The sequence below is a fragment of the Terriglobia bacterium genome (assembly GCA_020072565.1).
GTDB lineage: Bacteria > Acidobacteriota > UBA6911 > UBA6911 > UBA6911 > JAFNAG01.
Genome location: JAIQGI010000008.1, coordinates 111,049 through 132,451, shown reverse-complemented (window position 1 = coordinate 132,451; position 21,403 = coordinate 111,049). Strand labels below are relative to the sequence as shown.

At 59.6% G+C, this 21,403-nt stretch carries 19 protein-coding genes; 6 read left to right on the top strand and 13 right to left on the bottom strand.

What is annotated here, in order from left to right; all coding sequences use genetic code 11:
- Nucleotides 1-41: 41 nt before the first annotated feature.
- The 3 genes from LAP85_07120 to LAP85_07110 all read right to left on the bottom strand — a co-directional run bounded on the left by LAP85_07120 (nucleotide 42) and on the right by LAP85_07110 (nucleotide 3,832).
- Nucleotides 42-1,379 carry a sigma-54 dependent transcriptional regulator gene (locus LAP85_07120; protein ID MBZ5496159.1) on the bottom strand — a complete coding sequence of 446 codons (1,338 nt, stop codon included), beginning with the start codon at nucleotides 1,377-1,379 and terminating at the stop codon, nucleotides 42-44.
- A gap of 84 nt (nucleotides 1,380-1,463) precedes the next feature.
- Complete coding sequence (locus LAP85_07115; GenBank protein MBZ5496158.1) at nucleotides 1,464-2,795, bottom strand: hypothetical protein; 1,332 nt, start codon at nucleotides 2,793-2,795, stop codon at nucleotides 1,464-1,466.
- A 230-nt stretch (nucleotides 2,796-3,025) separates the two neighbouring features.
- Nucleotides 3,026-3,832 (bottom strand): 1-acyl-sn-glycerol-3-phosphate acyltransferase, encoded by an 807-nt coding sequence (locus tag LAP85_07110; protein ID MBZ5496157.1) that lies wholly within the window; start codon nucleotides 3,830-3,832, stop codon nucleotides 3,026-3,028.
- A gap of 262 nt (nucleotides 3,833-4,094) precedes the next feature.
- Here LAP85_07110 and LAP85_07105 point away from each other — a divergent pair, with 262 nt between their 5' ends.
- Nucleotides 4,095-5,015 carry a sulfite exporter TauE/SafE family protein gene (locus LAP85_07105; protein MBZ5496156.1) on the top strand — a complete coding sequence of 307 codons (921 nt, stop codon included), beginning with the start codon at nucleotides 4,095-4,097 and terminating at the stop codon, nucleotides 5,013-5,015.
- A 138-nt stretch (nucleotides 5,016-5,153) separates the two neighbouring features.
- On the opposite strand, the gene LAP85_07100 is transcribed toward LAP85_07105, so the two are convergent.
- The 5 genes from LAP85_07100 to LAP85_07080 form a co-directional block, all read right to left on the bottom strand.
- The gene (locus LAP85_07100; GenBank protein MBZ5496155.1) at nucleotides 5,154-5,360 is read right to left on the bottom strand and encodes a dodecin family protein; all 207 of its coding nucleotides are present in this window, start codon (nucleotides 5,358-5,360) and stop codon (nucleotides 5,154-5,156) included.
- Between the two features lie 172 nt (nucleotides 5,361-5,532).
- Complete coding sequence (locus tag LAP85_07095; protein MBZ5496154.1) at nucleotides 5,533-7,959, bottom strand: bifunctional YncE family protein/alkaline phosphatase family protein; 2,427 nt, start codon at nucleotides 7,957-7,959, stop codon at nucleotides 5,533-5,535.
- A gap of 164 nt (nucleotides 7,960-8,123) precedes the next feature.
- Nucleotides 8,124-9,338: a S26 family signal peptidase gene (locus LAP85_07090; protein MBZ5496153.1), complete on the bottom strand. Its 1,215-nt coding sequence runs from the start codon at nucleotides 9,336-9,338 to the stop codon at nucleotides 8,124-8,126.
- A 14-nt stretch (nucleotides 9,339-9,352) separates the two neighbouring features.
- On the bottom strand, nucleotides 9,353-9,808 hold the full coding sequence (locus tag LAP85_07085; GenBank protein MBZ5496152.1) for a hypothetical protein: 456 nt from the start codon (nucleotides 9,806-9,808) through the stop codon (nucleotides 9,353-9,355).
- On the bottom strand, nucleotides 9,805-10,389 hold the full coding sequence (locus LAP85_07080) for an RNA polymerase sigma factor (GenBank protein ID MBZ5496151.1): 585 nt from the start codon (nucleotides 10,387-10,389) through the stop codon (nucleotides 9,805-9,807). The genes LAP85_07085 and LAP85_07080 overlap by 4 nt, the downstream gene beginning before the upstream one ends.
- Nucleotides 10,390-10,711: 322 nt before the next feature.
- On the opposite strand from LAP85_07080, the gene LAP85_07075 reads away from it, so the two are divergent.
- The 4 genes from LAP85_07075 (at nucleotide 10,712) to LAP85_07060 (ending at nucleotide 15,794) form a co-directional block, all read left to right on the top strand.
- Nucleotides 10,712-11,899: a Xaa-Pro peptidase family protein gene (locus LAP85_07075; GenBank protein ID MBZ5496150.1), complete on the top strand. Its 1,188-nt coding sequence runs from the start codon at nucleotides 10,712-10,714 to the stop codon at nucleotides 11,897-11,899.
- A 264-nt stretch (nucleotides 11,900-12,163) separates the two neighbouring features.
- The gene (tsaA, locus tag LAP85_07070) at nucleotides 12,164-12,604 is read left to right on the top strand and encodes a tRNA (N6-threonylcarbamoyladenosine(37)-N6)-methyltransferase TrmO (GenBank protein MBZ5496149.1); all 441 of its coding nucleotides are present in this window, start codon (nucleotides 12,164-12,166) and stop codon (nucleotides 12,602-12,604) included.
- Between the two features lie 439 nt (nucleotides 12,605-13,043).
- Entirely contained in the window at nucleotides 13,044-14,579 is a 1,536-nt protein-coding gene (locus LAP85_07065; GenBank protein ID MBZ5496148.1) for a DNA topoisomerase VI subunit B, read from the top strand.
- A gap of 87 nt (nucleotides 14,580-14,666) precedes the next feature.
- On the top strand, nucleotides 14,667-15,794 hold the full coding sequence (locus LAP85_07060; GenBank protein MBZ5496147.1) for a DNA topoisomerase IV subunit A: 1,128 nt from the start codon (nucleotides 14,667-14,669) through the stop codon (nucleotides 15,792-15,794).
- 395 nt (nucleotides 15,795-16,189) lie between these two features.
- Here LAP85_07060 and LAP85_07055 read toward each other — a convergent pair whose 3' ends face one another.
- The 5 genes from LAP85_07055 to LAP85_07035 all read right to left on the bottom strand — a co-directional run bounded on the left by LAP85_07055 (nucleotide 16,190) and on the right by LAP85_07035 (nucleotide 20,171).
- A complete protein-coding gene (locus LAP85_07055) occupies nucleotides 16,190-16,630 on the bottom strand; it encodes a hypothetical protein (protein MBZ5496146.1) in 441 nt (146 codons plus the stop codon).
- A 25-nt stretch (nucleotides 16,631-16,655) separates the two neighbouring features.
- The gene (locus tag LAP85_07050; protein MBZ5496145.1) at nucleotides 16,656-18,272 is read right to left on the bottom strand and encodes a DUF1957 domain-containing protein; all 1,617 of its coding nucleotides are present in this window, start codon (nucleotides 18,270-18,272) and stop codon (nucleotides 16,656-16,658) included.
- A 110-nt stretch (nucleotides 18,273-18,382) separates the two neighbouring features.
- Nucleotides 18,383-19,231 carry a DUF4912 domain-containing protein gene (locus tag LAP85_07045; protein ID MBZ5496144.1) on the bottom strand — a complete coding sequence of 283 codons (849 nt, stop codon included), beginning with the start codon at nucleotides 19,229-19,231 and terminating at the stop codon, nucleotides 18,383-18,385.
- Nucleotides 19,232-19,443: 212 nt separating this feature from the next.
- Nucleotides 19,444-19,713: a glycosyltransferase gene (locus LAP85_07040; protein MBZ5496143.1), complete on the bottom strand. Its 270-nt coding sequence runs from the start codon at nucleotides 19,711-19,713 to the stop codon at nucleotides 19,444-19,446.
- A gap of 203 nt (nucleotides 19,714-19,916) precedes the next feature.
- A complete protein-coding gene (locus LAP85_07035) occupies nucleotides 19,917-20,171 on the bottom strand; it encodes a hypothetical protein (GenBank protein ID MBZ5496142.1) in 255 nt (84 codons plus the stop codon).
- A gap of 334 nt (nucleotides 20,172-20,505) precedes the next feature.
- On the opposite strand from LAP85_07035, the gene LAP85_07030 reads away from it, so the two are divergent.
- Nucleotides 20,506-21,399: a metal ABC transporter substrate-binding protein gene (locus LAP85_07030; GenBank protein MBZ5496141.1), complete on the top strand. Its 894-nt coding sequence runs from the start codon at nucleotides 20,506-20,508 to the stop codon at nucleotides 21,397-21,399.
- Nucleotides 21,400-21,403: the final 4 nt, after the last annotated feature.

The window sequence follows — 21,403 nt, the reverse complement described above, 5'->3', positions numbered from 1 at the left end:
GTGGCCGCAGCCGTCAGGCTGCACTGATTCTGTCAAATTCCTCACTCCTTGCCGGCCAGGCCATATTCCTTCAGGCGGTATTGCAGGGTGCGGAGGCTTACGCCCAGCTCGCGCGCGCTGCTGCGACGGTCGCCCTGGTTGCGGGCCAGCGCTTCGAGAATCTCGACTTTTTCAATCTCGGCGAGGGTCATGGGGCGTGCTCCACTGATTTTCCGCTCGAATTGAAGCGACAGGTCCTCCGGGAGGATGGTATCGCCTTTTGCCACAATCAGGGATCGTTCCAGAGCGTTCTGGAGTTCGCGCACATTGCCCGGCCAATCGTAGCGATACAATATCCTCCGTGCTTCAGAGCTCAAGGCTTGAAAGCGGTGGCCCATGCGCGCCGAGATTTTCCGCGCCAGGAAATCCGCCAAAGGCAGGATGTCTGCCCGTCTGTCCCGCAGCGGCAGGATGGGGATGGGGAATACATTGAGCCGGTAATAGAGGTCTTCGCGGAACGACTTTTCCTCCAGTGCGCGGGCGAGATCTTTATTGGTAGCTGCGATGACTCTCACGTCGACCATTATGGTCCGTGTGCCGCCCAAGCGCTCAAATTGCTGTTCCTGCAGCACGCGCAGGAGCTTGGCCTGCAAATTGACGCTCATTTCAGCGACTTCGTCCAGGAAGAGCGTCCCGCCATGGGCAAGTTCGAACCGGCCTCTCCGCACCTGAACCGCCCCGGTGAATGCTCCCTTTTCATGCCCGAAGAGTTCCGACTCCAGCAGAGTCTCGGCTAGTGCGGCACAGTTCACTGCGACGAACGGCTCCTCGCTGCGCGGGCTGCGCCGGTGAATGAAGCGCGCGACCACCTCCTTCCCGGTTCCGGATTCCCCCGTGAGCAGCACGGTCGTCGACTGTTGCGCTACCTGCGCCGCCAGAGTGAGCACGCGTTTCATGGCCTCACTATCGGCAACGATATCGGGTGGATATTGAGCCTCGGTTTCGGCACGGAGCAGGAGGCTCTGATCCCTCAACATCCGCTGGCGCAGAGTGCGGGCGACCACCAGCCTCAGTTCGTCCGGGCTCTCGAGCGGCTTGGTCAGGTACTCCTGTGCCCCCAGTTTCATGGCCTCGACGGCAGTCGCAATCGAGCCATAGGCCGTGAGCACGATGACAGGGACCTCCGGCATGCGCTCGCGCAGCCACCTTACCAGCTCGAGGCCGCTCATGTCCGGCATGCGTTCATCGGTGACGACCAGGTCGAAACTGCGCGCAGAGAGCAGCTGCGTCGCCTCTTTGCCGTTGCCAGCCGCCACCACCAGGTACTCCTTTTGCAGCGAAGCCGTCAGCAGCTGTCGTTGTGCGGGTTCGTCATCCACCACCAGGATCGAGTTCTTCATTTGTCTTCCGGCCCACTCTGGCTGCGCCTGCCAGGCGGTGCTGTGGCCTCTTGGATTTGGTATTGATCCCTGTATGGCATCCTCTCACACGGATGCCCGCAACGGCAGCCGGAGAGTGCATCTGGCTCCGCCTTCAGGCCGGTTCGCCAGGTCCAGAGTTCCGCCCAGGCGCACCGCAATCTGCCGTGAGATCGGAAGCCCAAGCCCGGTCCCTTTGGTCTTGGTAGTGGCAAAGGGCTGGAACAATTCCTCCGGCTCCCGATCGCCAAGGCCAGGGCCCGAGTCATCGATCTCGGCAATCAACTCCTGTGCGTCCCGCCTCGTTCGCACAGTGATGTGCCCGCCGGCAGGCGTCGTTTCCATCGCGTTGAGCAAAATGTTGAGCAGAATCTGCCTGAGGCCGCTCTCATCCGACTCGAGAATCATGGCATCGGTTCCGGCGGCAATGTCGAGCGTGACCCCGGCCGCTTCAAGTTTCGATTGCAGCGCCACCGTGAGGTCTGACAAGAGATGCGCGAAGTCGAAGCGGCTGATCTGGGGGTCCCGAGGCCGGGCGAAAGTGAGAAGATCGGTGACCAACTGCTCCAGCCGCTCCGCTTCGCGGACGACCGTTTTCATGAGCGATTGAGTTTTGTGGTCGCTGGGCAAGTCCTCCTGTGCGAGTTGTGTCAGTCCCTTCATCGCTCCGAGCGGATTGCGAATCTCATGAGCCAGCGTCGCCGCCATCGCGCCCAGCGCCGTCAGGTGCCGTTCGGACCCCTCGCGCGCTTTCAGCAGCAGGAACCGGTTGAGGGTGCGCAGAAAGTAGCGGGCGAGCGCAAGCAGGGTCACAATGGCGACACAGTTGATCGCAAGATGGGTCACCGCCTGCCACCGGATAAAACCGACGGAGGAGGAGTACATCCCAATGCGGAGCCGTGCCGGTGCCGCACGATGCGCCATTCCCGGCCCCATTCCCGGCCCCATGCCCATGCCCCGGCCCCGCCCCGCCCCCCCGCGCGGAATAGGTAGCGCCGCTTCAAAGATGTAGACTTCGGTCCCCAGCGAGCGCACAAAGCCGGGCGAACTGGAGAAGATAGGTGCGAAGCGGTCTCCTTCGCTCGCAAGCACCTGTCCCGCCTCATCGAGGAGGGCGAGAAAAGCTACCGATGAGCCATCGGCCCTGGCAATCTCGGCGAACAGCCTCTGCCAGGAACTCGGATTGGCCCGCTCCGGCCCCCGCATCTGGCCATCGAGAGCAGCCGCGATTTCAGCAGCACCGTTGTGCAGATACTGCACCCGAAGGCGGGACAGCCGAACGAAGTCCCAGCCCGCGCTGACCGCGAGGCCGACACATACTGCGGCGACGACAACAACAAAAGCACCGGTCGGAAAAGCACTTAACCTTCGCGGCCCATGATCGGACACCTTTTCCATTCTCCGCCCCGCATCAGCCGATCCGATTCTATAGGAAGCACGATTTGAACCAACATGATACCTCATGTGATCGTGAGATTCACCCGCGACAGGCCCCTCGCTGTCATTCGAGTCGGGTAAATTGAAAGGCAAAAGATTAACGCAGAGGATGCACAGGGGAGTAGAGAGCGCAGCGAGTGCGGGGATGACGAGGCAGAGGTTGCCCCGTATCCTTGCGTTAAGCTGTTGTCTTATCGATTGGGGCGGCCGTCGGCACCATGGATCCAGCGGAACACGCGATCCTCGCGCTCTTCGTCCCGGCGCCTGCGCCCGCGCAACTCGTCCAGGTTCCGGCTCATGATCTGGCAGACCTCATCCATGAGGCGGTGTTTGCCGCCCCTGTCATAGTGCGTTACATCGATGGGACGGTCGATCTTGATGCGGATGATCACGCCCGGGTTGACTTGCAGGGTTTTCGGCATGATCACCCGGTGGCTTCCTTCCAACGCAACCGGAACCAGAGGCACGCCGGCTCGCAACGCCAGGGCGAATGCGCCGCTGTGAAACCCGCCGAGGTAGCCGTTGCGGCTTCTAGTCCCCTCAGGAAAGGCAATCGCGTTGACTCCGCCTTGAATGACCTTCGCGGCTGCAAGGATGCTCCTGGCGGCTTCGCGCGGATTATCACGGTCGATGGGGATGCAGCCTGACCGGCGCATGTGCCAGCCCATGAACGGAACCCGGAAGAGAGATCTTTTTGCCACCCAGCGAAACTGGATCGGAAGATGCGCCGCGAGGGAGAGGATGTCATGCAGCCCGCTGTGGTTGGCGACGAGCAGCTGGGGGCGTGCGCTATCGAGGTGATCGAGGCCTTCGATCTCGACCCGGGCTCGGCTCAGCCAGAGGTTATCTCGCGACCAGCGCTGCATGCAGAAATGCTGGAGCCGGCCGCTGCCGGACACCAGACTGCCTAAAATCGAAACTGTCGCCCAGAATGCCGTACTCAGGCCACAGCCGGTCCAGCACCAGATTGTGAAGATCTTCGCTCTGAGACGTTCCATCGCCAGTGTCTATATGCCGAATCCCTCGGGCAAGTCAACCGAACTCCGGACACCTGGAAGATTTCATTCTTCACGCGCACCTACCATAGACTGCCGGTGAATCCGGTAAACGAGGGCTTCGGGACCTGAGACTCGGCTCGGCCGGGATTCCGGCTTTTCCTCTTGTCCCGAACCGGAGAATGTCCTATAAATCAGGCCTCGACCACGCTAAGGATCACTCATCGAACAGGATATCGTTGACCTGCGGGGAGCGGCCAAGACTATGTTCATAAAATATCTCCTGGTGGCACTTTCGATCATTTCCGGCCTGTACGTGATCGCCTGGCTGCTGATTGCCCGCAGCCGTCGCAAACAGGAGCGCCAGGCCGGCTCGGCTCCGGAGAGGCCCGTGCCGAATCCCCTCCAGATTCTGATCGGATTCGTCGCGAATTTCCTCGATACGCTGGGCATCGGATCCTTTGCTACCACAACATCCATGTTCAAGCTCGGGCGCCTGGTGCCGGACGAGCAGGTGCCCGGCACGCTGAATGTCGGTCACGCGCTGCCCACCATCACGGAAGCCTTCATCTACATGACGATCGTACAGGTCAGCGTCTCCACCCTGCTTATCATGATAGTAGCCGCCGTGCTGGGTTCATGGATCGGCGCCGGCATCGTCGCGCGTTGGCCGCGGCGCAACATCCAGATCTCGATGGGCCTTGCTCTCCTGGCAGTGGCGGGAATAATGGCCTTGAGGCAGGCGAAACTCATTGACGCGCTGGGCAGCGGCACAAGCCTGGGGCTGGACGGATACCTGCTCTGGTTGGGGGCCTTCGGCAACTTCATGCTGGGGGCGCTGATGACCATAGGAATCGGCCTGTATGCCCCATGCATGGCGCTGGTCTATATGCTCGGCATGCAGCCGCTGGCTGCGTACCCCATCATGATGGGGAGTTGCGCCTTTCTAATGCCGGTGGGCAGTGTTCAGTTCATCCGCAATAACCGCTACAGCCTGCGCGCCGCCCTTGGGCTGACCCTGGGCGGCATTCCCGGCGTCCTGCTTGCGGCGTTTCTTGTGAAGACGCTTCCGCTCGAGTACGTGATTTGGCTCGTGGTGGGGGTGGTCGTCTATACTGCGACCAGGATGCTGCACTCCGCGCGGGTCGAGAGGATGAACGCACTCCCGGCCACGGCAAGGACTTAACCGGCGGCCGCGAAACTAAAGAGGACGTTCCGTCTTTCCATGCAAGCCCGGCCGGCAATCCGGCGAGTAGCGGGAAAGCGGGATGCCCCCTTTCCCCTCAGTCGGTTTCCTGTTTTTCCAGCACGGCAGGACTAATCGTCAGCGCTCGAGCTTGAATCCCACCTTGAGGGTGACCTGGAACTCGTCCACCTTGCCGTCTTTGATGTGACCGCGCATTTCCACGACCTCGAACCAATCCATGTGCCGCACCGTCTTCGCCGCCTCAGCAACCCCTGCTTTGACCGCTTCGGCAAAACTGACCGGCGACGTCCCAACCACTTCGCTGAGCTTGTATGTTCCCGGCATTCGCAGTTCCTCCATGATGTCACTCTTAAACTCTGCCATGGATTGCGCATAATTCACGAAAAATCTTTCATGGGTTTATGCCGGCGCACGTCATTCCAGATCCATCATTGCCCCGCTGCCGAGGGAAAGATTTCCCGTCAGTCGAAAACGGAATCTGGCAGGCATGACACCATCAGCGCCGGGAGCGGCAGAAGACGGAGCGCACGGGCGCGGGCATCGTCGAATCCTTCCCCTTGATCGACTTCCAGATGATTTCGTTGAATTCGATGTCGGGTGCGGAGTCGGCGTCTTTGAAATTCATCTCCATGGAGCGCTTCGCCCCGGGGGCGTCGGGCGGGTTTGTTTCCGTCAACGAAACCCTGGCTGCACGCGCATTATAGGGTGTCGGATCCGCCTCGGTCCCGAACGAGGTGAACATGGGGGTTGCCGCCGCATCATACTGGCTCATGGGCGGAAGGCCGAGGATGAGCTCGATCGTTCGCAGCATGCTGGTGCTGGAATACATGGTGCTGTCGACCGTTTTGCGTTTGACATATGGGCTGATCGCGAATGCAACGGTGCGGTGCGAATCGACGTGATCCGGCCCGTTCTGAGCATCGTCCTCGATCACAAGGATGGCGGTGGAAGACCAGAACCTGGAGTGCGACACCCCCTCGACCAGCCGGCCCAGTGCGCGGTCGTTCTGCGCCACAAAAGCGCGCGGAGTGAGTGAACCCGCCCGTGTTCCCTGGGTATGATCGTTTCCGAGGCGCACGACTTGAAAGCGCGGCATCGCTCCTTCGGATTCAAAGCGCTTGAGTTCGTCCAGGAACCGTTGGGCGCGATCGAGATCGCTGTACGCCAGGTCAAAGCCGCGATATTGGGGATCGATGTGCCCTTCGAGTGCCCCGGGACGGGCGACTGAGATACCCCTGGGCCCGGCACCGTTCACCACCCATTCGCCATAGCTGCGATATGAGATCCCGCCACGCTTGCAGGCATCCCAGATATAGCCGGCACTTGGGGCTGCGATAGGCGTGCCTCCTTCGTAGTCATAGGTTCTGCGCCGGCTGGAGTACTGGGACGGCCAGGTTTTTTCTACATAGTCGGTCGCATAGGCGCCCATTGACCAGTTGTGCCCGTCGGCGCTGACCTCGGCATCGGCGTAGAAGTTATCCAACAGCACGAACTCCCGGGCCAGGGCGTGGTGGTTGGGCGTCACCTCTTCACCGAAGAGAGTCAGGCTGCTGTCCCCGTTCCCCTCGGCGATGTCGCCAAACACCTGATCATAAGTGCGGTTCTCCTTGATGATGTAAATGACATGCCGGATCGGAGACGTGGCGCCGACGCGCGCCGGAACTGCGCTCGCGCCCTGCGCCGGCACCGACAGGCGTTTCTTTTCCGAGTATGGCGTGTTCTTATAGACCTGCGCCGTATAACGTCGCAGGCTTGCTCCATCCGGTATCGGGACGACCGAAACCGAACCCATCATCAGTTGCCCGATATATTGCGTGTCGGCGGTCCTCTCTTGCGTCGGCTGCGGCCCTTTGGGATTGGGGAAGGATCGGCTCCCCTTCCCGTTAGCCACATACAGTGTTTTGCCGTCTGGGCTTACAGCCAGCGCCGTGGGATACCACCCGGCCGGAATGAAGCCGAGCACCCGGCTCTCGCCGCGGCTGGCGATGTTGATCACGGCCACGTCATTGTTGTCGGCATTGGCTGCGTACAGCCGGGTTCCATCGGGGCTGACCGCCAGTGCGTTGGTCGTGCTGCCCGCCGGGCTATCCGGATAGAGGGCCACCGAAATTCGTTCCTGAACCTTGTGGGTTTCGAGGTCGATCGCTGATATGGTGTTGCTGTTGGCATTGGCGACAAACAGCCGCCGGCTGTCGGCCGAGAAGGCCAGGGCATTGGGATGATCATCGGTGGGGATGCGGGCCGTGACCCGCATGGATGCCGTGTCAACGACTGCGACCTGTGCAGCGCCCCACACGCTCACGTAAACTGTCCTGCCGTCAGGAGCAACGGTGCAGGTGTAAGGATGATTGCCGACCTCCGCTCTCCACAACACCGTCCCGGTCTGCAGATCAACGGCCGCGACATCGTTGCTCAGATTGTTGGCGACATAGAGCCGGCTGCCCGCGACGCAGAGTCCCCCGGGATAGACGTCGGCCTTCCGACCGCCGACAGTGATCGCAGGGATTGAGGCGATCCGCCCACTCGTGAACGAAAAACGCAGGATCGTGTTGCTCATGCCGCCGCCGGCATAAACCGTAGTGCCATCGCGGCTCACCGCCAGGCCGAGCCAGGCCATCTCAACCCGTGCCCGGCTGACGATCTTTTTCGAGTCGAGGTTGATCACGTCCACGGATTGGGTACTGTAGCCATTGTTGGCAACGAGCAGATGTTTCCCGTCCGGGTGCAGGAGCAACGCCAGAGGCAGATCTCCCACGTCTATCTGTTCCCCTGCCGGCGTGAGGGACCAGCCGTTGGGCAACAGAAAACCCGACTCAGCCGATCCACCCGGAAGCTTTCTCGGCAGATTCTTCTTTTGGTATGCGTCACCGGAGAGCTGGAAGACCAGGGTGACGATCAGGGACAGATAAGCAACTCGTCTCACAAAGCTCTCCCCCAAGTCTGTCATTCGTGTCGGCAGCCGCGAGAGGACTATTGTAAGCGAGAAGAAGGCACGAGTCAGCAGTCAGAATAAAATGGATGCAGCGCAGGTATTCGTTTGACGGCCGCCCTCCCCCGCTGACTTCTGATCCCCGGCTTCTGACTCCCTCAGGGAGTCTTGGTCTGCGCGGCCGGCTGGGCCCGGAGGAAAACTGTGGGCTGGAAGGTCCACCATCCCAGCGGCCATCTGTTGAGGATCTCCCGGCCGCCGATCCGGTCCCGACCGACCACAAGCTCGTCTTTCATTTCATCGATCAGGCGCCTGTTCTCGGGCAGGATGAGGTACTCCGACTCCCCCAGAGATTTCGGAGGCAGGGAGGCGTCGCCGCGGTACTCCGGCGTGAGGTACCGTTCATCCCAAGCCTGCCCGTTTACATAAAGCGTGCCTCTGGCCAACTCCACAGTATCCCCCGGAAGGCCGACGATGCGGCCCAGGGCGTAGTTGCGTGTGTCCCACATCAAACCGGAATGGGACCCGACGACGAGCTCGCCTCCACGCTGGTTGTCCTGAGGCTGCTTCGGTTCATACAGGAACGCTACGAGCTCAAAACGCTCGGGCGCTCTCAGGCGATAAGCCAATCGATCGACATGAATCGAGAACTTGCTTTTCGAGGAGATGTTCGAAGTCGGATCTGAGGCAAAGAAGCGAAGCATCCGGCTGGAAAGGATCGGTTTCACATAAACCAAGTCCAAATAAGGCTGCGCCACGATCCGGTAGAAGCCGATCGCCGGCACGAACATCAGCACGGATCCCAGGATGAAAGCAGCAACAATCTTGATGTCGCGCATCGGGTAAATCGTGCGCAGGGCGAGGACGACGAGAATCAGATTCCAAATGAACAAGGCGATGAGGAGTCCCACCATGATACTCACGCCCACAACTCTGAGATCCCGCATGAGGTAACCGATCTCCTGCGGAATCATCAGAAAAACCGCGGATCCAAGCAAGATCGCCAGGATAGCCGGAACGCCGGTGTAACCAAAAACCACCGTCAGGTCGGAGAAGGCTCCCGGGGTGACTCCAGCCTGTCGCCTCCCTTGGAACATGCGGGCGGAAACATGAATCAGATACAACTTCAGAAATACAGTCGCGACTGCCGCGAAAAGTGGTGGGATAAAGGAGTAGCCCGGGAACGGATCCCGGGCGAAGTAGATGCCGCCCACGAAGTTAAACGCGAAGTAGGTAGGAACGAGGAGGAGAGCCACAGAGCCCCAGCTGGCGCCACGCTCCTTGATCACTGCCATGCGGCGGGCTGGCGAGGTAACAACCAGGCGGATATCACTGAGAAACTCTCCGAAGCTCAATTTCCCGTCATGGCCCATGGCTCCCTTCGCTCCTAGAAAACCTGCTTCAGAATTTCGAAAACGTCACTTGCTCCTGGGAGAATCCGATCCAGGCGAAATGTGGTGATGGTCCGTTCCATGGCGAACGCCACCGCTACCGCAATGTAGCCCAGAGTCGGCAGCGGATTTTCCAGCGCGTAATTCCAGGCAGTCATGAAGCTCTTTTGGAGAGATGAGATGATTCCCCTGCTTTTGCCATGGCCCAGATCTTCGCGGTAATGTGCCAGCAAAATCGCCTTTTGGGCCTGCCATGCCTCTTGCGGGATCTCCGGGACCGACCAGGCCTGAATTCGTCCTACCAGATAGGCGTACTCCTTGAAGACAGCGCCGCATTCATCGCATTCGGGCAGGTGGCCGGCGATTTCCTTCCCGGCTTCAGGAGTTTCTTCCTGCAGGAAATGCATGAGCAATTCTTCTTCGGTATAGTGACGTGCTCCGGGCCGTTTCATCCGGAACCTCCGGCTTTCCGAACCGCGCGCCGCACCGAATGGGTGGCGCGGAACAGAGATGTCTTTACAGTACCAAGGCTGCAATCTTCCATCTCGGCAATCTCTTCGAGCTTCAGATCCTGAAAATAGCGGAGCAGGAAGACTTTCTTTTGGAGTTCCGGCAAATCATCGACGCAACGGCGGATTTGCGCGACGCTCTCTTTCTTTTCCAGCGCGCCCAGTGGGGTGAGTATAGCATCGCCGATCGGATGCTCCGGCAACGCCTCCCGATCGGATGCCTCGGCCGGCTGAGATTCCTTACGGCGGCGCCGGCTGCGCCAGCAGTCAATGGCATGATTGGCCGCCATGCGATAGAGCCACGTGGAGAATCTGGCCCTGCGCGGGTTCCAGTCGGAGAGCGATCTGTATAGCTTTATGAATACCTCCTGGGTCGCATCCTGAGCCTCTGCCGCGTCCAGAATGATTCTATACACGGTGGAGTGAATCCTCTGACGATAACGGTCGTAGAGTTGGGAGAAGGCTGCTTCCTCCCCGCTGAGCGTTTTCGCGACCAGATCTTCGTCGGATTGTGGGCTCACCATTGCGTCCAGAACTCCGAGAGATTCCGGTCCGAACCCCGGTACAGTATTTCCTACGTGCTCTAGCATCAGATGGTTGACAGGATTGTGCCATCGACCGGCCTGCCGGTCGAAACCTAACCTATCCGGCCCTTCTTTTCAATATCATGATCATACGACTGTCGGGGGCGTCAAGACCGGCTGCCACAACCCAGAGACCATAAGGCTATGTTAATACATTGTTTATGACAGCCATGGAAGGTTTGAGACCTGGAGTCATCGAGTCCTTCAGTTCCGTGGCGATTCCCATTTGCATGATTGCCTCGCCTGCGGTTAGGATTGTTGCATGGAATTAGTGCCCAAATCAGAGGTTGCGGATCGGTTGGTCAGGCTGCAGCGTAGAATGCTGGATGTTTCCCTGGATGCGGTCTTCGTATTCCAGAACGTAGATCTGTTCTATTTTGCCGGCACTCTCCAGTCCGGATTGCTTTGCGCGCCGGCTTCGGGCGAGCCGCTCTACCTGGTTCAGAAGAGCATAAGCCGTGCCCGTATTGAATCGCCTTGGGAGCGACTTCTCCCTTTCCCAGGATTCAAGAAACTCCCCGAGTGGCTGGCGAGCGAAGGAATAGGAGGACTACGCCGGATCGGCATCGAAGCCGATGTCCTGCCTACCAACTATTACCTCCGATTGCGGGAATTATTTCCCCACTCGGAGTTTATCGATGCATCGGAGACCATCCGCCGCATCAGGATGATCAAGTCAGGCTACGAGCTGGACCAGATGCGGCACGCCGCACAGATGCTCCGCACCGCTTTCGATCGACTGCCGCAGTGGATGCAGCCCGGTGTGACGGAACTGGAAGTCATGGCACAGCTGGAGGGCTTCCTTCGCAGCCTGGGGCATCAGGGCATTGTGCGCATGCGAGGATTTAATAACCAGATCGGCTATGGGACGGTGTCGAGCGGTGCCAGCGCCGCTTATCCGACGCCTTTCCCCGGTCCGGTTGGATCTGTCGGTCTTTACCCGGCCGCACCGGGCGGCGGCAGCGATCACAGGCTGGCGGCGGGGGAAACCCTGGTGGTGGACATCGTGGGCGGATATGGAGGTTATCTGGCTGATAAGACAAGGACTTTCGCGCTGGGAAAGCCGCCGCAAGAGATGGCCGATGCCCACCGTTTCGTGCTCGATTTGAACAGGGAGATCGAGTCATGGCTCAAGCCGGGAATCCTGTGCTCCGAACTTTATCGGCGCACTCTCGAACGCGCAAGAGAGAGCCCTTATGCACCGGGATTCATGGGACTCGGGGACGGTCAGGTTCGTTTTATCGGGCACGGAGTCGGCTTGGAACTCGATGAGCTGCCCGTTCTGGCCGGCGGCTTCGATATCCCACTGGAACCAGGGATGACGATCGCCATCGAGCCCAAGATCTTCTTCCCGGAGCGCGGCGGCGTGGGCATTGAAAACACTTATCTGCTGACCGAATCCGGTTTTGAGAACCTCACTGCTTATCCTGAGGAAATTATTTTGATCTGAAAGTAGACCACGGGATACACGGCGCGGAATATCCGCAACCTTAAGCCTCAATGCAGAGGGCAGAGGCCGCAGAGGATTTTCGCTTCTGCATGACTTTTCTCCGCGCCCTCTGCGCCCTCTGCGTTGATCTTTTGCTTTTCTTGCCTAAGTGGCCAGGATCTGTAGGTAAGCAGTACGAAACACACAAGAACCGGCCGTGCGTGCCGGCATTCCGGCCATCGCGCGGGTTCGGTTTTTAGGAGAGCGCTTATGGAAGAGTTCAGGATGCGGGTAATTGGGTACATACGCAGTCCATATCAGGACGCCTCACAAATTCCGAGGGGTTTGGGGGCCAGGCACACGGCAGAAGGAGTGGTCGAGCTGCTTCCCGAGTTCGAAGCGGGTCTGGAAGACATCGAAGGCTTCTCCCACCTCATTCTGGTCTGGGCGTTTCACCGGTCTGAAGGATACGACCTGGTCTTTACCCCACCATCCGATGACAGGCCTCACGGCGTCTTCTCCACGCGTTCGCCGCGGCGACCGAACCCGATCGGACTGACGGCGGTGGAGTTGCTGCGCCGGGAAGGAAGTCTCCTTTGCGTCCGTGGCGTCGATATGCTGGACAGGACCCCGGTTCTAGACATCAAACCCTACACCTCGAGCATCCCGGAGGAGCATTTGCGCCGCGGCTGGCTCAACGAGGCGGAGAAACGCGCCAAGGGATAGACGAGACGCGCAGGAGGAATCGAGAAGGAGTCAGGAGCCAGCTTCACAGCTTTCGGGCAGGTTCGCGGTTTTGGCCGTCATTTCGGCGTGGCACGCGCCTTGGTTGCATTGAAGGCGGGGATTCACTATGATCTAGCGTTTCCTGGTCCGCCGCGAAAGGAGGGATAGGAGCATTCGCAGCAAGGCCCGATCCAAGTCCGCTGCTTCCCGACAACTGAAACCCGGCCGGCGATCGCGCGTCGGGGCAGGTCCGCTTCAGCTCAGCCTCGTTGATATTCGTGAAGCGGGCCCCGATTCCCTGCCGGAGAAGGTCGTTGCCCTGGCTGCCGCTTCGCCCGCTGTGGAAGCTGCCGATACAGGAGCGACACCTGCTCCCGAGGCGCTTGCAGCGACGGTATCTCGAGAGCGCAGCTCCGGGCGCCGCGAGACAGCCGAGAGCATGGCTGCACGCCAGCGCGAGATCTCGGTATCGGAGTTCTTCACCAAGAACCGCCACCTGCTGGGATTCGACAATCCTCAGAAAGCGCTCCTGACTGCCATCAAGGAGGCTGTCGACAATTCACTTGACGCCTGCGAAGAAGCCGGCATTCTCCCAACCCTGAAGATTGAAATCCTGCAGCTGGCGGAAGATCGCTTTCGCATCGCAGTTGAAGACAACGGCCCGGGGATCGTCAAGGCTCAGATCCCCAGGATTTTCGGCAAGCTGCTCTACGGCTCGAAGTTTCACACCCTGAAGCAGGCCCGGGGCCAGCAGGGGATCGGAATCTCGGCAGCCGGAATGTACGGCCTGCTCACCACGGGCAAATCGGTGGTTGTGATCTCGCGCACGGGGCCGGGCAAGCCCGCACACTATTACGAAATCCAGATCGACACGCGCAAGAATGCTCCCCAGATCATCATCGACTCGGTGAGGGAATGGGAACCGCCGCACGGCACAAGAGTCGAGATTGAGCTCGTCGGGACCTACAAGAAGGGCCGGCATTCGGTGGATGACTATATCCGCCAGACTGCCATAGCCAACCCCCACTGCGAGATCTTCTACTCATTTCCCGGCGGCGATGCGGTCCAGCACTTTCCGCGGGCTTCCGAAACACTCCCGCCCGAGCCCAGGGAAATCAGGCCCCATCCCTACGGCGTGGAGCTGGGCGCGCTGATCAAGATGCTCAAGGAGACGCGCGCGCGCAATCTTGCAGGAGCGCTCCAGCACGATTTCTCCCGTGTGAGTTCCCGGGTGGCTCTGGAGATCTGCCAGGCAGCGCAGCTCCGCCCGACCGCCAACCCGCATTCGATCGCCGTCACCGAGGCCGAGCGCCTGTACAAGGCCATCAACGGCGTCAAAATAATGAGCCCGCCGACCAGCTGCCTGTCTCCGATAGGTGAGGAGCAGATACTGTCGGGGATGCAGAAAGAAATCGCGGCATCGTTTTTCACGGCAATCACCCGCACCCCGTCCGTCTATCGCGGCAATCCCTTCCAGATCGAAGTGGGAATGGCCTACGGCGGCGAGTTGCCCGCGGACGATCTTATCGACTTGTTGCGCTTTGCCAACCGCGTGCCGCTTCAGTACCAGCAGTCGGCCTGCGCTGTCACCAAGGCGGTGCTGAGCATCGACTGGCGAAACTACGGCTTGTCGATGGCGAAAGGCGCGCTGCCGGCGGGTCCGATGGTGCTCTTCGTCCACATCGCTTCCGTCTGGGTGCCCTTCACCTCGGAGAGCAAAGAAGCCATCGCCGGCTATCCCGAAATCACGAAGGAACTCCGGCTGGCGCTCCAGGATTGCGGGCGCAGACTGGGCGTGCACATCCGGGCGCACCGGCGCGAGGTGGAAGAGGAAAAGAAAAAATCCTACATCGAGCGTTATATCCCGCACATCGGCATTGCGCTGCGCGAGATCCTGGGACTGCCGGAAAAAGTGGAGGCCGAACTGGTGACGACGCTGCGCGAAGTCCTGGAGCGCAGCCGGACGACGAAATGATTCGGACCTCCGGCCTTCGACCCGGAGAGATATGACTCACGCGGAGGTCGGATTTCGGAGGTCTGAAGTCTGTAAAGGAGTGGATTCATGCCCAAAAAAACGACGCCGGCATCCAAGTCGCCCAGTGCCGCGAACAAGCAGGTGTTAGGCGCCATCAAGAGTTCGGCGCTGGATATCGAAAAAAAAATACTGGCTCGCAAGAAGCCGACCATGAAGTTTCCCGTGCGGTCATTGAGCAATGTCAAGTACCACCCTGACAGGGGATTTTTCGAGATCGCAGGTCAGAAGAAGGAGCGTACCCTGACCGTCAATACCGTCAAGACCTTCGCCCAGACGCTGCGCATGATCGCGCTCTCGAAAGATCTGGTGGAGAACGACGACATCGCGACCAAGCGGGAGGCGTATTACGTTTCCAAGAACTGGGAGGACGCGCGCTTCAGCGAGCAGCCGGAGTCCGACACCGTGATGGATGATGTGGAGGCCTACTTTTCGGTCAACCGTGAACAGCTGGGTTTCATCCCGGAAGAAAAGGGGGGTGACGTCGCGGGCCGCCTGGTCGTTCTCGACCGTGACCGTGACACGGGCAGAGTTCTGCGCATCGACTGCACCAAATTCGGCACCGGCGCCTACAGCATTCCGATCACCGTCGAGCATCTCCAGTTCGAGACCAACGCCCGCTTCATCCTGGTCATAGAAACGGCGGGGATGTTTCAACGCCTGGTCAAGCACAACTACTGGAAGAGGGCGAACTGCATTTTGATCAGCATGGGCGGAGTCCCAACCCGGGCGTGCCGGCGATTCATCCGCAGGCTCGCGGATTTTCAGAAAATCCCGGTGTACGTCTTTGTCGATGGCGACCCTTATGGGATCACAAATATCTATCGGACACTCAAAGTGGGATCGGGAAATGCCGCCCACCTGAACGAGTTCTTTTGCGTTCCCCAGGCCGCATTTCTCGGGATCACGCCGCAGGACATCATCGACTACAAGCTGCCGACCCACCCGCTCAAGGATGTCGACATCAAACGCGCCCGTGATGCGCTCAAAAATGATCCGTTCATCCGGCATCACAAGACTTGGGTCACGGCGCTGGAGCAGCTCCTGCGCATGGGGGTGCGTGCCGAGCAGCAGGCTCTGGCTAAGCATGGTTTGAACTATGTCATCGACAACTATCTCCCGGAGAAGTTGCGCCACCCTGAAAGGTTTCTCCCGTGAAGCCTTCGCAAGGTGCAAGCTTGATGTCTAACTGTGCGCTCCAGCGGGCGACGCTTTGCGTTGCCGCTGAGCGCGGGTTAGAACTTCAAACCGAGATGTCAGAGTCAATAAACCGGCCGTTGTGTATCGCGATCTCAAGTATCAGGTAGACCCGACTGCCGGTTTCGGCACCGATGCGCACACCCTCTTTCCTGGGGACCTCCCGCCTCAACTCGGTGTCCCCAGGTCTTGAAGAGGATGTTGCAGGCAGATTGTCAGGTGGGACTTGTTGCAGAATGCTTTTTGCAAATGCCAGGATATTCCGAATGCCAGTCTGTTGAAAACTAGGCAAAACCCTAAATGTTAGGGGGATTTTCCCTAGCGGCCTCGGAGAAAGCCTGCTTTCCGGAATCTGCTCAATCCGCCTCGACAATCGCTCCACCGTTCATCATTCCCGTCGCGGCTATTGCGCCACTCTGGATTGCATACTGATTGTTCGTCCAGGACCCACCTTCCATGAGAAACCGGTGATCGCTCACCCTGGTTTCCGCGATCGCCCTTTCCACGCTCTCCGGGGTGGGATGGGCGCCCACACGCTTCCAGATGGCATGCTGGTGAATCGGCTTAACAGGCTCAAAATCCCCTTCAGAGAATCCCTCTGCCGTGAGCAGTTCAAGGTATTCGGTCCCATTGAGGCCGACCACGCCCTCCAGGCCGATTTCGTACCAGACGCGTTGGTAGTTAGCGGGAAACTCATTCATCATCACCCCCCCGTTCTCACCGTCGCTGACTTGATCTTCCCATCCGGCAATGTCGGGCAGACCATCGATGATTTCGGGGATTGGATTGAAAGACACGGTAGATACTCCAGAATCTTGTTTGTCAAATCTTGCCTGAAGGTGCGGGGTAGTCGCGACGATACACCGCATAATCCAGTTTCGGGAAGATATTGTCGCGAGACTCGAGCTCGGCCAGCCAGCCTTCCTCTATCGCGGGGGTGCCGAGCTTGATCATCTCGTAAAGCCGATGAAACTTGAGCAAGTGCTCCTTGGTGCGGTGCACAGCGTAGGGGACAACGGTGTTGCGGGTCATGATGAAGGCCCAATCGCTTGACTGCGCCAGAAGCAGTTCGCGTGCGGCCTGATTGAGGGCGCGCCGCATGGTGGCCTCCGCTGCCGGATGCGCCTCGGCCACTTCCTCCATTCGGTCCGCCGCCGCATGCAGGTGCGGGTAGATCCAGTCATTCGAACCGTTGAGCCAGACGTTGCTGAAGCCCTGATAACCCCAGCTCGACGCATTCGGCGTGGCTACCTGATTCATGGGGTACTCGGCCAGGTACTCGGAAGGCTGGGTCAACCGGACGGATTCCCGGTCTTCTGCGATCTTGCGGAAAAGGACGTTGAGCCAGTCGGGCCCCTCAAACCACCAGTGTCCGAACAACTCGGCGTCATATGGCGCCACCACGATCGGTTTGCGTCCCATCCGGCCGTGCAGAAATTCCACCTGCCGGCGCCGCTTGAAAAGGAAGTCCTCCGCGTGGAGGGCCGCTTTCTCCTGCGCCTTTCGAGGAACGTAGGGCTCTTTGTTGTCGGTGGGTCCGGTCACGCGGTAATATTTGATGCCGGTGTTGACCCGAATGCCGTCCTTGTGGATGTAGGGTGCCACGTAGCTCAACTCCAGATCATAGCCGATATCCCGATAAAACTCGCGGTAGTCGTAATCCCCCGGGTACCCCTCGATCGAGCTCCACACCTGCTTTGCGGACTCCTGGTCGCGCCCGAAGGCAGCGGTGCCGCTCGAGCAGTATACCGGCGCGTACACGCCCCAATTTGGGCGCCCCTCGGCGTTGTGAATGGCATGAGCATCAACGAAGAAGTAGCGGAGTCCGGCCTCTCTCAGAATCTGGTCCAGGCCCGGATAGAATCCACACTCGGGCAGCCAGATGCCCGGGGGCCGGCGCCCAAACGTCTCCCGGTAATGTTGCGACGCAATCAGGATTTGTGCCCGCACCGTCATTGGATTTACGCGCAGGAGGGGCAAATATCCGTGCGTCGCTGCCGAGGTGATGATCTCGAGCCTGCCCAGGTCCTGCAGACGCCGAAAAACGCCGACGAGATCCATCCTCCAGCGCCTGGAATAGCAGTCGCGCGCCTTGCGGAATCTGGCGCAATACATCAGGGCCGTGTCGTGAAAGTCAGGCAGGTGCCTCGTGCGCTTCACTTCCCGCTCGGCCAATTCACACAACAAGTCCAGGTGCCGCGCGTAGCGGCAGCGCAAGAGGTCATCGTTGAGCATCGATACCAGCGACGGAGTCAGCGATAGCGTGAGCCGGTATTCGATGCTGTCTTCCACGAGGGTTTCGAGCACCCAGAGCAGCGGGATATAGGTCTCGGTAATCGCTTCGTAAAGCCAGTCCTCTTCGAGAAAGTCCTCATGCTCGGGATGGCGCACGAACGGTAGATGGGCATGCAGGACGAGGGCAAGATACCCAAGACTCATGGACCTCTCCATCCCGAACAGACAAACTGAAGAATTGTACGCGCCCCTCTGCTTCCTGTTCAATCATCCCAGTGTGGAAGCGGAACAGTTGATAACAACCGCCGGGCAACTTATGATTTCACGGGATCTCGTCGTTGGGGTGTCCTGGCCGGCAGAGAGGGCTGCTGTCGTTGCTCCGAGCGGTTGATCCCGAGTCCGAAGCTGCTGCCTGCTGAAAGAGGTTCCTGCGGCGCCGGGATCAGACAGGATCGAGGGGGGCATGCGGGGCCAACGCCGGGCATCTCTGTGGCACCCGCGGCAGCAGGCGGCGCAGACGCCACCGGCGCTTCCGGAGGAGGATCCCGCCTACCCTCAACCTGCGATTGCGCTGGAACATCAATGGGCGCTGGTTCCGACACTTCCTCAACCTGTTCGAAAATGCCCTCAACCTTCAACCAGCGGGGCTTGCTCTCAGGCGAAGGGCCGGCAGAGGGAACGCGAATCGGGTTGGAGCGGCAGAGGGGAACGAAGCGGCCTCGGGCGGTGCGCAGGCCGAGGTCGGCAATATAGGATTTACCGCCGGACCAGAGGTTGACGTACCAACTGCCGGCCTTCAAGTTGACAAGCACATCAAACGGGTCATGCCCACCCTCCGGCCGGGATTCGACGCCGGTAATGTCGAAAAAACGCAGGATCCATTGGCCGGAAGCCTCATCCGTTCCCCGGCGATGAAAAACAGCGCGGCGATGCGCCGGCGTCACTTCCCAATACGCATAAACCCAATAGGGCTCGATCTCCATCAGAGTCAGGCGCGTCCGCCCATAATTCGCGGGAAGTTCGGTTACTTCCGACGTCCGGGCAGAGGCCAGCGCCGCGATGAGCTGAATTTTTGCCATGCGGCTGTACCTGGGGATGCGGGCTCTCTTTGCCAGAGCGACGAGTTGTTTGCGGGTCATGCTTCGCAGTTGGACGCTTTCCATGCGCTTTCAGTGCACTCGCCCGGTACCTGTTGCTGTTAATACCCGGCCCTCACCGGCCCGTCTACTCAGTTCCCGATAACTCCAGGATAATACAATTTTGGATTTTGGATTGGGGATTTTGGATTGAAAGTGGCGCCGCACGGGGCTTCGGGCCATGCGCTTCCATCCCGTTTAGCACAAAAGCCGGAGGCCGGATGCCGGAAGCGCAACGTCTACGACTGGTAACAGCTCAGCGTCAGATCGGCAATCTTGTCCCAGGTGAAGGTGGTCTCCGCGGCTGCCCGGCCGTTCCGCCCCATCCATCGGGCCCATTCAAAATGGTACCAGACGCCGTCAATCCGGTGGACGCTGTTCCCGCCATAGCCGAGCCTTGCAAAAATGTGAACGTCATGTCCTTGCCGCTGGAGCGCGGCGGCCAACTCAGTGACATGCGCGGCGATGCCCCCCACCGCGATTGAATGAAGGGATTCCCACGAAAACATGCGGAAGCGGTCAAGCGTTCCTAATGCATTGAGCCACCATGTCTTTCGTCACGAGCGGGCTTTGGAGAGACTGTCGAGCGAAATGATTTGTCGATTTTTATGGCGAGAGGCCTCTGGCCACCGGAGAAGATTCTCCCGTCCCGCCCTCAACCCGAAGCTTTTCCCCTGGATCCGTCTGGACATAAGACCAACTGCAGCTGTTTTCAGGGCCGAATCTCGTGTTCGACTCCGCCGGGGCTGATTGGCAATCGTCCGAGTTTTTTCCAATATTTTCCGAGGCGGGCCGCGCGTTTCGGCAGACGCACCTTCAGGGACAGGTCTCTTTGACGATTGACGGCAATCACCGGATCCACGATTTCACCGCAGATCACGCACACCAGAGCCTTGAGTCGTTCGAATCCCTTGCTGTCCCGCAATTCCATCCGATACATCAGGCCGTTACAACGATGACAGTTCATGATGCCTCCCATTTCCCTCCCCACTCTGCCGGGGCTCTGCTCGGGGGCCAAACCGCCTCAACTCGGTTTGCCCCCATGACCAGAGGTTGGTGTTGCGGAATTGGTAAAGGTGGGACACCTTGCGGAATTTCATGGTGAAAACGAGTGTAGTCAGTCGGTGCACGGCAGAACACTAGGCAAATCCCTGGTAGATCCGGGAATTTTCCTTAGCCGCAGAGCGAAGCCTGGCGATCGAACAGGAGCCGGGAGCTTTTGGGCCAGTAAGCTCATGGAAACATGTATAATCTAGTTTTCCTGATTCAACGGCCCGAGCGGCTGTAGAGACGAGGTGTGGATGCCGGGAGACCGCGTTTTCGCCGCAATGTCGCTGCTGATATCCTTGAGTCTGGGTGCAGGGGGGTGCGTCAATTCGAAAGGCTCCAAAATGCAGGATACCCGGGTGCCGGTGGTTGCCAGCATTTTGCCTCTGGCGGACTTCGCGCGGCAGGTGGGCGGCGAGCGTGTTCAAGTAGAGGTGCTGGTGCCCGCCGGAGCAAGCCCGCACACCTACGATCTCACTCCGGCACAGTTGAAGGCGGTGACGCGCGCCCGCGTTCTCGTGCTGAACGGGGTCGGGCTGGAGTTCTGGGCGGGCAAGGTCATCTCGGCCGCCGACAATCCCCATCTGACGGTCGTTACGGTCAGCGAGGGCTTGAAGATACTTTCCGGCGACGCCGACGAGCCGGGCGGAAATCCGCACACGTGGCTCAGTCCGGTGGACGCGATGCGCCAGGCAGAGAAGATTCGCGAGGCACTGGTGACTGCCGACCCGGCAGGAGCGGAAATCTATCGTGCCAACGCCGACAGGTTCCAGCGCGAGTTGCGCAGGCTTGACGAGGAAATCCGCACAGCCGTGGCCGGATTTTCCAGCCGGCGATTCATAGCTTTTCACGCCGCCTGGTCCTATTTCGCCGCTGATTATGGCCTGGAAGAAACGGCCGTCATCGAACGCAGCCCTGGGCAGGAACCGTCCCCGGCGGAAATCGCCGCCATTGTCCGGAAGGCCAGGGAGATCAAGGCCAGGGTGATCTTCGCAGAACCTCAGTTTTCCACCAAGGCGGCGGAAGTGATTGCCGAAGAATCCGGAGCGCGCGTGTTGCTCTTGAATCCACTCGGGCGGCCGCCCGACTATAGATATCTCGATCTCATGCGCTACAACTTGAGTCAGATCAGCATGGCTTTGCGCTAGCCGT